The 14,385-nt window shown below is 34.8% G+C and carries 12 protein-coding genes and 1 pseudogene; all 13 read right to left on the bottom strand.

Annotation, left to right across the window (positions count from 1 at the left end):
* Positions 1-14 precede the first annotated feature (14 nt).
* Complete coding sequence (locus AO58_RS0116030; protein ID WP_024982663.1) at positions 15-953, bottom strand: phosphoribosyltransferase; 939 nt, start codon at positions 951-953, stop codon at positions 15-17.
* Between the two features lie 61 nt (positions 954-1,014).
* Entirely contained in the window at positions 1,015-2,496 is a 1,482-nt protein-coding gene (locus AO58_RS0116025) for an O-antigen ligase family protein (RefSeq protein ID WP_139225587.1), read from the bottom strand.
* Positions 2,497-2,517: 21 nt separating this feature from the next.
* Positions 2,518-3,882, bottom strand: coding sequence for a lipopolysaccharide biosynthesis protein (locus AO58_RS0116020; RefSeq protein WP_024982661.1), 1,365 nt, complete (start codon positions 3,880-3,882; stop codon positions 2,518-2,520).
* A gap of 9 nt (positions 3,883-3,891) precedes the next feature.
* Complete coding sequence (locus tag AO58_RS0116015; protein WP_024982660.1) at positions 3,892-6,273, bottom strand: GumC family protein; 2,382 nt, start codon at positions 6,271-6,273, stop codon at positions 3,892-3,894.
* 9 nt (positions 6,274-6,282) lie between these two features.
* Positions 6,283-7,026 (bottom strand): TolC family protein, encoded by a 744-nt coding sequence (locus tag AO58_RS0116010; RefSeq protein WP_024982659.1) that lies wholly within the window; start codon positions 7,024-7,026, stop codon positions 6,283-6,285.
* Positions 7,027-7,053: 27 nt separating this feature from the next.
* Positions 7,054-8,256 (bottom strand): sugar transferase, encoded by a 1,203-nt coding sequence (locus AO58_RS18395; protein ID WP_024982658.1) that lies wholly within the window; start codon positions 8,254-8,256, stop codon positions 7,054-7,056.
* A 37-nt stretch (positions 8,257-8,293) separates the two neighbouring features.
* A complete protein-coding gene (locus AO58_RS0116000) occupies positions 8,294-8,680 on the bottom strand; it encodes a response regulator (protein WP_024982657.1) in 387 nt (128 codons plus the stop codon).
* Positions 8,681-8,684: 4 nt separating this feature from the next.
* Positions 8,685-9,035, bottom strand: coding sequence for an Hpt domain-containing protein (locus AO58_RS0115995; protein WP_024982656.1), 351 nt, complete (start codon positions 9,033-9,035; stop codon positions 8,685-8,687).
* Between the two features lie 39 nt (positions 9,036-9,074).
* The gene (locus tag AO58_RS0115990; RefSeq protein WP_024982655.1) at positions 9,075-10,007 is read right to left on the bottom strand and encodes a UDP-glucuronic acid decarboxylase family protein; all 933 of its coding nucleotides are present in this window, start codon (positions 10,005-10,007) and stop codon (positions 9,075-9,077) included.
* A gap of 49 nt (positions 10,008-10,056) precedes the next feature.
* The gene (locus tag AO58_RS0115985) at positions 10,057-11,382 is read right to left on the bottom strand and encodes a UDP-glucose dehydrogenase family protein (protein WP_024982654.1); all 1,326 of its coding nucleotides are present in this window, start codon (positions 11,380-11,382) and stop codon (positions 10,057-10,059) included.
* 499 nt (positions 11,383-11,881) lie between these two features.
* Entirely contained in the window at positions 11,882-12,946 is a 1,065-nt protein-coding gene (locus tag AO58_RS0115980) for a serine hydrolase domain-containing protein (RefSeq protein ID WP_024982653.1), read from the bottom strand.
* Between the two features lie 108 nt (positions 12,947-13,054).
* Positions 13,055-13,579 carry a hypothetical protein gene (locus tag AO58_RS0115975; protein WP_024982652.1) on the bottom strand — a complete coding sequence of 175 codons (525 nt, stop codon included), beginning with the start codon at positions 13,577-13,579 and terminating at the stop codon, positions 13,055-13,057.
* Between the two features lie 169 nt (positions 13,580-13,748).
* Positions 13,749-14,309: pseudogene (locus AO58_RS0115970) on the bottom strand (pectate lyase family protein); the annotation flags it as partial.
* Between the last annotated feature and the right edge of the window lie 76 nt (positions 14,310-14,385).

Genomic DNA, 14,385 nt, shown 5'->3' with positions numbered 1-14,385 from the left:
CTTTATTCATTTTCTTATTTAAACTTCTTCAATAAATCTCTCACTTTCAAAGCGTATTTTCTTAAAAAAGGAAGGTGTTTGCCGCTTTTGAGATTATACATGAAAGATTCCGATTCGAAAATCATTTCAAAATTAGCAGTACATAAAACCGGTTTTTTTGACAGTCTATTTATTTCTACAGCCTGATGGTATTCGCTTTCAATAAAAAGTACGTAAGGTTTTGATAAATAGGTTTTTGCTTTGTGATCTCCGTGATTATTGGCTCGCTGTCTGGCTTCCATATTGGGCAAATCCAGCATTACTAAATCATTGTATTTGATGTTGTTTGCCGCTAACCAAGTTTCGGTTTCTTTGCGGAATTTTTCAAGACGAGAAGTAACAATAGTTCCGATTTTGCTTCCCGGTATAAACAATGGTGGAGCATTCAAAATAAAATCAATGTATTTTTCTCCATCGTCATTTTGTTCTGGCAAAGGATCTGCACACAAAACCCCATCTATGTCAAAGCAGGCTTTCTCTAGAGTGGTATGATTGAGAATATTCCACTGAAAATATCTTGGTAACGGGACGGTTTCAAAAAAATAGTCGACCATTTTTTCTTTCCCTGGAATGACATAAATCGCACAATATTTTATATTGAATTGATCATTGAGATGTTTTAAATTTTCTTTAACCTCAACCATTGCAGCACCCGAAGCAATACTGTCATCGACCACAAGTACATTTTTAAATTCAGAAATATCAAAAAACTGACCTCTAGCTCCCGCTTTATAAATATGTCCATTCAAAAAAGAGTGAATATCAGTGTAGGGTCTATTTAGATATAAGGCCAATAAATTTGCTGGAAGCATCCCACTTCTTGGAACACCAACAATTAAATCAAAATCACGAGGAATGATACTTAATCGCTGAAGGATGATATTATTTAGATCTTTTACATTTCTATAGTACATAGCTTTTGGGTTTAAGGGTTTATTCGTTTGGCTTTACATAGTAATTGCTATTTTATAAATCTTATGCTGTACTCAATTCAGGTTGATTCTTTTGTTGGTCTTTTTCAAAAATTTCAGGATTGGATATAATCGCCATAGTTGCATAAATGAGCAAAGCCGTTGGCATTTGTCCCAAAACAGCATTACCATAAGAAGCTGCCATAACACCCGCCATTCCAGAAATTAGTGCACTCATCTTCAGCTTCGTTATGGGGTCTCGAATGGTAAACATGACTTTATAAGAGGCTTTGCCTATAACAAAAAACAAAATAAACAAATGAAATAGCAAGCCCACAATACCTAATTCTGCCCAAATCAAAACGTACCAGCTATCTGTAGCTACATGAGAGAGAAAAGCATTGGGCAAAAACCGTTGCGCTTTGTCACCTGCATGACCAATCCCTCCTCCAAATGGTCTTGATGCTAAATAAGCTTTCAGTATTTTTTGATTGTTCAATCGTACTTGCAACGAGGGCTCATTGGGATCAAACGCAGTTCGCATTCGTCGTATTTGGTCATTCCCATTGCCAATGGATGTGTACTTGAAAAAAACAAAAAACATGGCAATAATTAGTACCCCAAATAGCAGCACTTTGATGTTTTTTCTTAATACAAAAAATGTCATAAATCCGGCTAAAGGAACACCGATAGCACCTCTAGTTCCGGATATGATCATTCCATATAGTCCTAAAACTCCAACGACGATAAGAAATACTTTAGCAAAACCTTTTTTTGACATGGCATAAATAATAGCCACTACACCTGTATATCCTTGATTTCCTCCAAATTGACCTGCATCACTGAAAAATGAAAAAACCCTTAATTTGCCAAAAAGCACATGAGTCTGATTGGCACCAGCATCTAACCAAGCTTGTTCGGCAGCATCTACTCCGATGAACAACTGCTTCATTCCATTCAGCGTGGCAATTATTGAAAAAACGCCCCAGACATATAATAACATGTCTAACTTTTTATGAGTATCGATGAATAAAAAGGTGAGCACTAAAAAGAAAAAGAAATAAAATCCAAGACCTCTACCCGCAATCCAAGCCTCAACACTTTGGGCTTCTGGGTTTACCAATTGAAAAATGCAATACAATAACCAAATCCCTGCAAAAAAGGTAATGTCTTTATTAGCAGGAGACCAATCCACCTTTTCTCTAAATCTAGAAAAAATTACCGCTAAAAAAGTCAAAATCATGACGCCATCTATTGCAAAACCTAAAGGCAATCCAGTTATATAGCGAGTTAAACCAAGTATCAAAAAATTAAGTCCAATAGCCGTATAAAATCCCAGAATAGGATTTGTAAACAATTTATACAGATAAAAAACCAAAAATGGTAGTGCAATTAAAAGGCCTATTCCTACTGTTTTTAATTTCGCAATTAATAATGCGATGATCACTACCGTTACAAGCAATAACACAAGTCCCTTCAGGCTAGACAAACTAGCAGAACCAGACGCTTTATCAAAGGGATTTATATTATTACTGCTTGTGTTCAATTTATTTATTTTTAAATTTTTTTATGATTCCTTCAGATTCGTATTCGTCGCTTTATGAATAAGGCTCCGGTAAAAATTAATTCCACTTGAGAAAATTTCTCTATAGGTCAAAGTCAGTTCTTTGTCTAGGAAATACATTCCCATCCAAATGCCTATTAAAGTGAAAATTATTGAGGCAACAGCAACTAGCAGCAACGATTTGAATATAAAAATGGCGATACAATCTCCAATAATATTTGCCAAAACCATAACGAATACCTTTATGGCATTAATTTTTGGTTTATTAACGCTATCTAAGCCAATACCTGTCATTCTATCAATAGGCAATAACAATCCGTAAATAGAAAATACTCGAACAATATTGACAACATTAAACCCAGTTTGAGGATCCGTTTCTAAATATTGCCTTCCACTTATTACTAACACAAAGAATTCAGCAAACACAAATGTGAATACACTCAGTCCAGCAAAAAGATACGTTAGAGCTCCAGAGTAGGTGTAGAACAAATCCCTTACTTCTTCAACCTTTCCTTGAACACTAGCCTTAGACATTTTAGGGAAGGCAGTAGCCACAAAACTACGAAGCGGAATCTGCTGTAATTCTGTCAATTTTAACGGAATACTATACAACGCAACAGCGGCACTCCCTAATGGACTCAAACTGATAATTATGGTATCGGCACTTCTTAACAAGTTGGTACCAATTAATGTGAACGTTGTATATTTTCCAAAGTCTAATAACGTTCTATTCGTTTTACTATTGGCTTTTAAAATAAATTTGGTACCATCCCAACCTAAAACTATACTTATGAATGATGTCAAGGCGTTGATGATAAGCATTGCTATTACTAATTGATCTAATGTCAACAACTCTAAGAAAAAATTAGTTAAAATCACCAAGAAGAATAGGCCGCTATTAATTGATTTTAACAGCAGTATTTTTCCGTATGCTCTGTCGGCTTGCAAGACAACAAGAGCATTATTCCAAGGAAGATTTAGAAAAGCTAATAATGGATACCATTTAAAAAATAGATGGTATCCAGAAGCACTAATTACTTCATTGAATAGCACATAGCACAAAACCAAAATAAATGCTATTGCAAGAGTGGCCACCAAACCAATCAAAGCATTAGAACCAATAAGTTCCATTCGCGACGAAGCGTCTGCACCCGATAAAAAACGAATTAAACCATTATTCGTAATACCAAATCTAAACATTTCTACAAAAGACCCGCCGGTAATAAATAACACCCATTGCCCAAAAACATCCAGAGATAAACTTCTCGCTAATAATGCAAAACCTGCAATACCCAAAACGGCAATGACAAGATTCCCTGTCAAGGACAGAAAATTATCTTCTCGCATTATCTTTTTGAGCGTTTTCATTAGTTTATTTTAGATTTGGGCTTTAGAAAAAAATTGAAATTTGAACATTGATTTTAATTTCCTTCGTAATAAACTTCGTTTTTTAGGCAATTCCCCTAAAATGGATTCCACTTCATTGATATGCACTCCATTAATAATAAAATTAATTTTTGAAGCGACTGTTTCCATTATATTTTTCATTGCTAGTTGATCGGCATCTGACCACACTCGATTAGAGCGACATACGAGGATGTTCAAATCGGCTTGATTTATTAATTCTGTTGGATAGATATAATCAATAAAGGGAGGTAACTCAATAATTACAAAATCGGGAACACAATTGAGCGTAATGCCATTTTGATTTAAAATATCGGAATAGTTTTGAGCGTTATAAAAGGTATTGTTTATTGCATAAGTATAATACTCGGTCTCATTCAGATAACTAGAAACATCGGCTAAAAATGGATTGCCATAATCTATTCTAGGGTCTGCATAACCTAAAAATTTATTTAGTCCAGAAAACTTCGGATGTTGTCTTACTATTTTTTTTGCGCCTTCATACGTAAGCATCACGACTTCTTTACCTTCATTTTTCAATGTTCTGGCAATGTTTCCTGCCATTACCGTTTTCCCCTCTTGTTTTTGAGTGCTAAAGACAATGATGGTTTTTGTCTTATTCTCTGAAGGATGTGTCCCAAAATATTGCAACACATTTTGTGTAATGATCTCAGTTAATCTTTTTTGAATGTAGGGTAAATTGACGCTGCCTGGATCTATTATTAACTTAGGCATCATCCCCAAAGAATTCAAGCCTAACTTTTTACTGGCTACTTTAGCATTCTTCAAAGTATCATCAAAATACTCCATTATGAAAATAATTGCCAATGTAATTAGCCCTCCTAAAATGGCCGCTGCAATAACTAATAGCGCTCGTTTGGTTGGGTTTGGCGATAAGGGATAATATGGAGGATCAATGGCTTTCAAATTAGAGGTAAGCTCACTGTCTTGTAGTTTTAGTTTCGCTAAATTTAATCCGTGCAGAATCTCTAAATACCCTTGCTCAAATACCGAAATCTCACGCTCAATTCTTTTAATCGTTGCGCCTGCTGGAGCATAATTGGCATATTTTTTCTGAAACTCTTTGTTTTGCCCGTTTATAACTTTAATTTTTGCTTTAATATTATCTGCTTCGACTACATTATTTATCCAATCTGGAAGTATTTTAGTAACAGGCAAACCATCTATAGAATTTTGATAGGAATACAACTCAGCAACATTTCTTTTTATATCATTGGATAAGGCTTCGGCTTTTTTATTTAGCTCTTCTATTTTTGCCAAATCGCTTTCATTATTCGTCGATTCGAATCTCGCCTTTATTAAAGCTATTTTGTAGTTAAGGTCTCCGATTTGTTTCTTTTTATCCAGAATTGCATTGGTCTTAAGTTGGATGGCCTCTTGAATTTTTAACTTTTCTTCCAATCGTATAGTCGATGCTTGGATCCCAGCTAAATCAGCTATTTTTTTATTGTAATCCACATCCATATCTTCTTTAACTACCGCAACAGCCTTACTCTGTTCGTAGTAGTTGATGATATTAGAAGATTTATTAAACTCCAAAAGAATATCTTCAGCTGCTGTTAATTTTTGTCTAGCATTTTCTAGCTGAGCTTCGAAATATTTTACCACTGCATCAGATCTATTTCCCTTAATGTATTTATAATTAACAATACAAACTAGATTATAAATAGCGAGCGTTTGCTGGCAAATACCCGGATCATTTACCGTATAACTTAACTTTATTAAATCACTATTTGAAATTCTTAGAGCGCTTACTTTAGCAATTGCTTTGATAGAATAATGATCATCTTTTCCATAATTTAATAGTTCATATACATAATTAGTATTGCTACTCTTCATTAAATCCATTAAATTTTTAACGGTTTTTTCGTAATCTGCTCTATTGATTTCAGGGGGAAATAATGCTTTATCTGGATCATTTATTTCCATTGAAGAAGGCACTGCTTTATTTTCGTGCACTACATATTTATACAAGGAAGCTGGTACTTTGCTTCTTAATTGGTCATAAAACGTTTTGGATATGTATCTCGGATTGGCTTCTGGGAGCATCAAATGTTGTGCTAATAACCTAACGGCAACTTCTTCTTGAGTTTCGCGAGAGTTTATAATATTAATCAAATTATCAAAAGCGGCGTTCGATGCTTGATAATTGAATGTTTTATCCATTTCAATAGAAGAACCCGTCGCGATACCCGTGTATAAAACCGTTTGAGAAGAATATTCAAAAGATGGGTTCTTGGTAAGTAAAATTACCAATGAAGCAAGTACTAATGGAACCAGTAGTAGGAGCAGCAGATGCTTTAAAATCAATCGTACAAAATCAATTATTTTCATCTTTCTTAATTAATTTATTAAATCGAACACGAGTCCTGACATGTCTTCGAGTAATTGTTTTGCAATTATAAATTCTGACTTTGCGGATTCATAATCGGCCTCAAGATTAGCAGTAATACTAGTTATTCGCACATATTCTGCAACGGGTACCACACCATTTCTAAATTCTTTTTCAACCATTTCCATGTTTACTTTTCCGTTGCCAAAGTTTTTAGATCGTATTTGCAATAATCGTTGCTTCAAAATAACGTCTTGATACATCCTAATAACCGTTTGCCGTATTTCATCTTCTTGAAATTTGGTCATATTTTTGGCTTCTTCAATTTCGAGTCTCGCTAGTTTGAGTTGATTCTTTCTGTTTAACATATCAAACACTGGAAATTTTAGATACATCCCCACACTATAATTGTATTGAGTGGAAAGTGTTGAAAAGGCAGTATTAGAAACCCCATCATCATTATTTGAGAAATTATTTAAAGTACCATATCTACCATCTACTTGTACACCAATATTTCTTGTCCAAAAAATACGTTCTGATGCTAGAGTAGATTCTTTTACACCAACGTGATTCTTTCTAAACTTGACCATTGCATTTCTTTTCAATACAGAATCTATAACCACTTTTAGCGGCGGAAAGTAAAACTCACTACCGGTTAGTAAAGTGTCTTTATTTTGAACGGTTTGAGCTTGCGTGTTATGCAAGCATAAAACAAAAACACTAATAATGGATATTATTTTAAGTTGTTTTTTCATAATTAAATTAGGGTCAGATCATAGGTATTAAACAGAACCTTTTTGAAGCAGTGCTGGAATAGTTCTTAAAATGAGTTTCATATCGTACCAAAAAGAATAGTTATCTCCCTTAAATTGATCTGCATATTCATTATCGAGGCGCATTCTTTCTTCTTCAGACATTTTTCCGCCTTTTCCTCTTAGTTCTACTTGCCATAAACCTGTAATTCCTGGAGGTGCTAAAAAACGTTTAGATAAATCATCTCCTGTTAGCATTTCTGCTTCATAAAGCGGCAAAGGCCTGTTGCCTACAATTGACATATCGCCTTTTAATACATTGATCAATTGAGGTAGCTCATCAATACTGGTATTTCTGATAAACTTACCCACTTTTGTAACTCGAGGATCATTCACAATTTTCACAAAAGTTGAATTATTTTTGGCAGCTTCCTTTTTTTGAACAGTAAACCAATAATCACATATTTCGTGTGTGTCTATATACATAAGGGAAGAGCAGGTCTGCCCTTCGGGTAGCATACTGCATCTAGGACAAGGAATATCTAATGGATTATCGGATGACTTAGTTTCTTCTTTTTTATATTGATTTTTTTCAACTGCGAGTTTTTTTAGGAGCTCGTCTGATCCTGTCCGCATGGACCTTAATTTGTAAAAATCGAAAGTTTTTCTACCCACACGTTTTGAGATGTAATATACTTTACCTTTGGATTCAAGTCGGATAGCGGCAATAACAAGTAGTAAAAATGGTGACGCTACAATAAGGACCGATGAGGCTACAAAAATGTCGAATATGCGTTTTGACAACGGCATTTTATACATTTCCTCTCTGAAATCTAGGACTGTTTCTTTTTTGTTTTTTGGTTTTCTATGTAGGGATAAAAATGCAACTCTATTTAAAATAGCGCTTGCAGCTGTATTTGAAATGACATAAAAATCATCAATTTGCTTTATAAATGCTGTTTTATAGAGCTCTGGATTAAAATCTTTAACAAGCAATACAAAGGGAATAGCGTCATATTCACTTTGTGCTCTAATCCAATCATAAAGAAATATTCCGTTGTTCCCTGGCAAATTATAATCACAAAGTATAGCATCTATATTTTTGTGAGACTGAAGAAATTTTGTAGCCTTAACACTATTTTCTATCACAGTTATAGTCCAATTTTCAAATTCTTTTTGATTAAAATATTCTGCAGTGCTACCGATATATAAAATTGTTAGATTTGAGTTCATAAGGACTTAATTTAAATTGCGAACATTGCTAAATTTCTCACCATTCTATGGCAAAATGAATGGGGTAGATATTTTTCTTGACCAATTCTTCCAATTCTTCTGGATTGAAGGGTTTGGTCAGGTAATCTTGAGCCCCCAGTCTATAACACTTTATTCGCTCTTTACTTTCTGACTTACCCGATAACATAATAAATGGCGTATGTTTGGTAAATCCACGTTGTCTGACCTTAGTCAAAAACTCATAACCATCCATATTTGTCATTTGGATATCACTAATTATTAAATCAGGAAGACTCTCATCAAGCCATTGAAGCGCTTCTATAGGATCGTGTATTGTTATAATTTCATAATCCTGAGAAAGAAAATTTTGCAATAACAAGCAAATGCTTATTTCATCATCTACTACTAATATCTTTTTCTTCATAAGTTTAGGTATTCGTTATATTAAAATCATTTTTCATTTGAACTACTACTTCCTGTGCAATCAACTTTAGTGATGCAATTTTCATATCTACTTCTGGTGCAGTAATTTCATTAGACAATAAATCTTCGGTAAGAAGAAATTCCTCTGCTAATTCATCCGTTCCAAAGTAAGCCAAGGTTGGTTTTATCTTATGCGATAATCTAACGATTTTTATAAAATCCTTTTCTGTATAGGCCGCTTCTATCTCGTTTATAGCATCTATAATTTGTTCTACAAATACTTCAGCCATCTTTGCAATCTGTTCTTGATTGCCTCTGCACATTTTTTCAACCAATTGAAGATTATATAATTTCATAACAGGATTTTTTTAAGTAGTACTCTTCAAAAAACTCATTTAAATTATTGATTCAAAAAACTTTATCGTTTCAATTAAGCCCTCGTCTAATTGAATTTTTGGAGACCAGTCTAACTCTTTTTTGGCAATCGTTATATCTGGTTGGCGCATCATTGGGTCATCAGAAGGCAAGGGTTGGTAGATTAATTTTGATTTTGAACCCGTTAATTGTATCACTTTTTCGGCCAATTCAAGAATGGTAAACTCATTTGGATTGCCCACATTGACTGGACCGGTAAAATGATCTGGTGTAGCCATCAATTTTATCATTCCTTCCACTAAATCATCTACATACTGAAAACTTCTGGTTTGCTGTCCTTTTCCGTAGATAGTGATATCTTGATTTTGTAAAGCTTGAACAATAAAATTGGAAACAACCCTTCCGTCATTAGGATCCATTCTTGGGCCATAAGTATTGAATATTCTTATGATTTTAATTTTGACATTATTCTGTTTGTGGTAATCAATGAATAATGTTTCAGCACAACGTTTGCCTTCATCATAACAAGAGCGCTCCCCAATGGGGTTTACATGTCCCCAATACGATTCTGGTTGCGGATGTACCAATGGATCTCCATAGACTTCACTAGTCGATGCTTGTAATATTTTAGCATTTACTCGTTTGGCAAGTCCTAGCAAATTAATGGCACCCATCACAGAGGTCTTGATTGTTTTTATAGGATTGTGTTGGTAATGTATTGGCGAAGCTGGACAAGCAAGATTGTAAATCTCATCCGTTTCGATAAAGAATGGAGTAGTCACATCGTGACGGATCAATTCAAAATAAGGGTTGTCTAACAAATGAACCACATTCTTTTTTTGCCCCGTAAAAAAATTATCCAAACAATACACTTCATTGCCCTCGTTTAATAAACGTTCACATAAATGTGAGCCTACAAAACCGGCACCACCAGTTACTAAAATTTTTTTCATTGCCATAACCTGTATTTTTAGAACCGAATTACTATTTACGAGAGATTACCTATTTTGAAGTATTCACTCCAATACAGAAATAATCAAAACCGTTGTGTTTCATTTCATCTTTATCGTAAATGTTACGTCCATCAAAAATTGCAGGTCGATTCAGTAATTTTTGAACAATCTTCAAATTTGGAAATTTGAATTCCGGCCATTCGGTTAGAATTGCCAAGCAGTCAGCATCAATAAGGGTTTCATATTGATCTTCGTAATACGAAATGGTGTCACCAAAATGATGTTTCGCTTCATTGATAGCGATTGGGTCGTAGGCTTTTACAATTGCCCCTGCTTTCAGTAGATTTTTTACAATGTATAACGAAGGCGCTTCGCGCATATCATCGGTTTGTGGTTTAAAAGAAAGCCCCCATAGCGCAATATTTTTGCCTTTGACATCTCCATTAAAATACTTCATTATTTTATGAAAAAGCACTAATTTTTGGTCATTATTAACGGCTTCTACGGCTTTTAAAACGCGTAATTCATAATCGTATTCGCCAGCAGTTTTAATTAATGCTTGTACATCTTTTGGGAAACAAGATCCACCATAACCAATACCTGGATATATAAATTTATTTCCGATTCGGGAGTCTGAACCAATTCCCTTACGGACTTTATTAATATCAGCTCCAACAATTTCGCACAGATTAGCGATGTCGTTTATAAAACTAATTTTTGCGGCAAGCATAGCATTTGCTGCATATTTGGTCATTTCTGCGGAAACGATATCCATAAAAATGATTGGATGACCATTCAGCGTAAACGGCTTGTACAAACTCTTCATTAACTCTTGAGCTCTTTCGCTTTCAAGCCCCACTACAATTCTATCTGGTTTTAAAAAGTCATCAATGGCCGCTCCTTCTTTTAAAAACTCTGGATTAGATGCAACATCAAAGTTTATGGAAACCTTTCTCTTATCTAACTCTTCTTGCAGCGCCTCTTTTACCTTCTGAGAAGTTCCAACAGGCACAGTACTTTTGGTTACAACTAATAAGTAATCATTAATATATTTCCCGCAATCTCTTGCAACTGCCAATACATATTTTAAGTCCGCACTACCATCTTCATCGGGGGGCGTACCCACAGAAATAAATAAAACTTCGGAATCAATTAAGGCTTCTTGTATGTTTGTGGTGAAAAGTAATCGCCCTTTTTTCATGTTTCGGGTAATCATATCCTCAAGTCCAGGCTCATAAATGGGGATGATTCCGTCGTTAAGCTTGTCTATTTTATTACGGTCTATATCTACGCACGTAACATTAATACCAACTTCGGAAAAACAGGCTCCTGTTACAAGACCAACATAGCCACTTCCTACAATAGTGATTTTCATAATATATAGGTTTTATTAGATTATTTAAAATTTTTTAAGCTTCGTTTAAAATCAAAACTAATTTAGAATTGACTTTTTGAGCAAAAAATAAAAATTTGGTAAAATCAGGGCAAACAGCAATAATATTATATATGTAAATCAAATATAATAAAATAAATAGTACAATACTAGTTTTATTGATTGAAAATCAGTTTTATACACTTTTTTTAGGATTATTTTTTTTACTAAAAGGGTAGGGCTAGGATCATGTTATAAGTACTAATTCTAATAGTATCCCAGTTTTAAATGTTTCATGGCAGTCTCAATTAGGAGCGAAAGAATAGTTAGTTTCAGCCAGTAACGTTCCCGCTCTCCACTCTATCTTTTGTACAGCTATCGCTGCACAAAAGGATGCGGCTGCGATCGGGTCTAGAGATTCACAGGGTTTTCTGTTTGGATACAACAAAAAAAGCGATAACAAAACCAAGATTTGTTGTCGCTTTTTAAATAAAATTACAAATTATTTTATCACCGCATTTATTTTATCCCAAAGTGCCGTATCGAAACCAGAAAGTGCAAAATTAGGATTCGTAGGATCCGAAATATCACCCATTCGTATCACCACCATATTCTTGCTCGGAATCACATAAATGCGTTGGTCCTCTGCACCCATCGCTGCATACATATCGGCAGGTGCATTAGGCACCAAAGCCCCTTGGTAAACTGTTTGCCCACCCGGAACCATATACTTCGATTTTCCATTCAACCACCACAAATAACCATAAGAAGGATTAATGGTTTGAGAGGTACTGATACTTTCCTTAAAAAAGGCTTCATTAATGATTTGCTCATTATTCCATTTACCGTTTTTAAGTGCCAAAAGTGCAAATCGAGCCATACTTCTAGTTGAACTATTATAAATCTTAAAAATAGGTCCATAGTTCCAGAAACCATCCATTCCTATTTTGTTTTTCAATTTTGCATTGAAATACACTTCAAAGTCTTGTTTACTAGCCGCAGCCACTACATCCATCAACTTCTGAAACACATTATGATACGACCATCTTGTACCTGCATCGGCCAAATATGTCAAATTTGATTTTATAACAAGCTCTTTTTCGTCATTCAAACCAGAACTCATCGTCAGTAAATGTCTCGATGTAATCAAATTTTCTTTATCCAATGTTTCACTTGTCCATCCAATACCTAAATACTGAGACGCTTTGTTGTTGATGTTAAGCAAGCCTTCTTGTTGTGCAATTCCCGTGGTAGTAGCCACCAAAGTCTTTCCAGCGCTATTCCATTGCCAAGTAGCCGCTGCGGTGTGTCCGTTGAAGTATTCTTCCATTACGATTCTTCCATTAACTAGTATCATAAAGGATTTGGTATGTTTATCAGTTAAATACTCTTTTAAGGGCTGAACCGCGCTTTGGTTCCATCCCAAACTGGCTAGGGATTTCGTTTCCCAAGCACTTCCTGTAGTAGGTGGATAATAAAAAGGCTCAGTAGGATTTTGTGGAATATCATCGCTTTTTTCACATGCTATGAACAACATCGCGAATACAAGTAGTGGTAAGTATTTCATAATTGGCTATTTTGGGTTATTTGGTTTGTTTTGTATTTAGACTTTTAAAAGCTAAATAGGTTTAACATTTTTTTGGGATTTTAAAAAAAATTGATATACCTTGAAAAACTATCCTTGAAAATCGCCACAATCATGGACTTTAAACTGACGCAATTTTTTATTTAGTGTAAAAAAAGCACTCACTTTAAAACCCTCTTTGATCATTCGATTACCTTCTATTTTCAATTGGTAAACACCTTCTTTTGCTACTTTAAACAAAATCCATTGGCTATTGGGGGTACCAATTATAATTTGATTGTTCAGCTTCTTAATGAATAACACCTTCAATGCAATGGATTGTGTAGCATCACAAACATTGGTAAAAATCAACTTTTGTCTTGAAATTTTGAGGTTGGCTAAATCACAATCATAACAATTTCCTTGAAAATCGATTCCATATTTTTCAAAAACATTTTTGCTCTTTTGTTCCAAAATTGCAATCGGAACAATAGTATCGGCAGTTAGCTCCTCTAAAGTAAGTGGTAAAAAAGAAGCTGGAACTACTATTGTTTTAGGAGTGCTCCTTTCAGAAAATGTAGGTTGCTCTACAGCAAAACTAAAAAAGAAGAGTAATAGTAGGCAAGTTTTCAACATAATGGTAAATCTAGATTGGGCTTTCCAAATATAGGAATAACCGAAAATCCACCACTATAACTTTGTTTTTTATTTTTTTATACTACAAAAAAATACCCTCAAACAACTATGTCATTTGAGGGCTTGAAAAAGATACCACACCTTTTCCTATTACATTCTTTTCAATTGCTTAAAAAGAACCACAAACATTTCCTGTAAATGTTGCTCCTGCTCCAGCTGAAACATTAGCCTTAACTGCAGATGCCGTAAGCGTTGGAATAGAATAAGGAGCTGTAAACGCAGTATTGCTACCCGCAGTATTTCCTGTAGTGTTGGTGAAAATGTTACCCACCGCAGTAGCAGCAGTAAATCCAGTCATCAAATCGATTGGTGTTTTTACATTTTCGAATACGTTGTTCTCCACACGAATGTTCGCTTCAAAACCAGCGGCTACACACTTATTGCTCACACTACTGCTGAAATAATTATTAATGATATGCACTCTTCCAAAACGAATTCTTGGCATTCTCTCGTTGCAAACACTAGCCCACCAGCAACGAGCGAAAGTAACTCTCAATTTACCGCGATCGGCAGTTGCATCATCTCTAGAGCCGATCAAGTTAGAGTATCTATGGTCATCCGAACCGCCTGAACCTCCTGCTCTTGGGGGCTTCAAGTAAGTAAATTTACAATAAGAGACAGTTACATAATCAGATTGGTTTTTGATGTCAAAATTCCCGTCAACTCCATCTCCTTACGGTTCTTCAAGCTGACCCATAACGTTCCCGCGCTACACGCGCTTTGGGACTAAATTAGCGTTATTTTTC

The organism is Flavobacterium succinicans LMG 10402, from assembly GCF_000611675.1.
GTDB classification, from domain to species: Bacteria; Bacteroidota; Bacteroidia; order Flavobacteriales; family Flavobacteriaceae; genus Flavobacterium; species Flavobacterium succinicans.
Note: the sequence above shows the minus strand (reverse complement) of the source record. Positions and strands in the feature narration are given on the sequence as shown.

Bases quoted from the DNA above. Each gene is read 5' to 3' on its own strand.
- AO58_RS0116030 (WP_024982663.1), bottom strand. From the start codon at position 953: ATGTACTATAGAAATGTAAAAGATCTAAATAATATCATCCTTCAGCGA.
- AO58_RS0116020 (WP_024982661.1), bottom strand. From the start codon at position 3,882: ATGAAAACGCTCAAAAAGATAATGCGAGAAGATAATTTTCTGTCCTTG.
- AO58_RS0116015 (WP_024982660.1), bottom strand. From the start codon at position 6,273: ATGAAAATAATTGATTTTGTACGATTGATTTTAAAGCATCTGCTGCTC.
- AO58_RS0116010 (WP_024982659.1), bottom strand. From the start codon at position 7,026: ATGAAAAAACAACTTAAAATAATATCCATTATTAGTGTTTTTGTTTTA.
- AO58_RS18395 (WP_024982658.1), bottom strand. From the start codon at position 8,256: ATGAACTCAAATCTAACAATTTTATATATCGGTAGCACTGCAGAATAT.
- AO58_RS0116000 (WP_024982657.1), bottom strand. From the start codon at position 8,680: ATGAAGAAAAAGATATTAGTAGTAGATGATGAAATAAGCATTTGCTTG.
- AO58_RS0115995 (WP_024982656.1), bottom strand. From the start codon at position 9,035: ATGAAATTATATAATCTTCAATTGGTTGAAAAAATGTGCAGAGGCAAT.
- AO58_RS0115990 (WP_024982655.1), bottom strand. From the start codon at position 10,007: ATGAAAAAAATTTTAGTAACTGGTGGTGCCGGTTTTGTAGGCTCACAT.
- AO58_RS0115985 (WP_024982654.1), bottom strand. From the start codon at position 11,382: ATGAAAATCACTATTGTAGGAAGTGGCTATGTTGGTCTTGTAACAGGA.
- AO58_RS0115980 (WP_024982653.1), bottom strand. From the start codon at position 12,946: ATGAAATACTTACCACTACTTGTATTCGCGATGTTGTTCATAGCATGT.
- AO58_RS0115975 (WP_024982652.1), bottom strand. From the start codon at position 13,579: ATGTTGAAAACTTGCCTACTATTACTCTTCTTTTTTAGTTTTGCTGTA.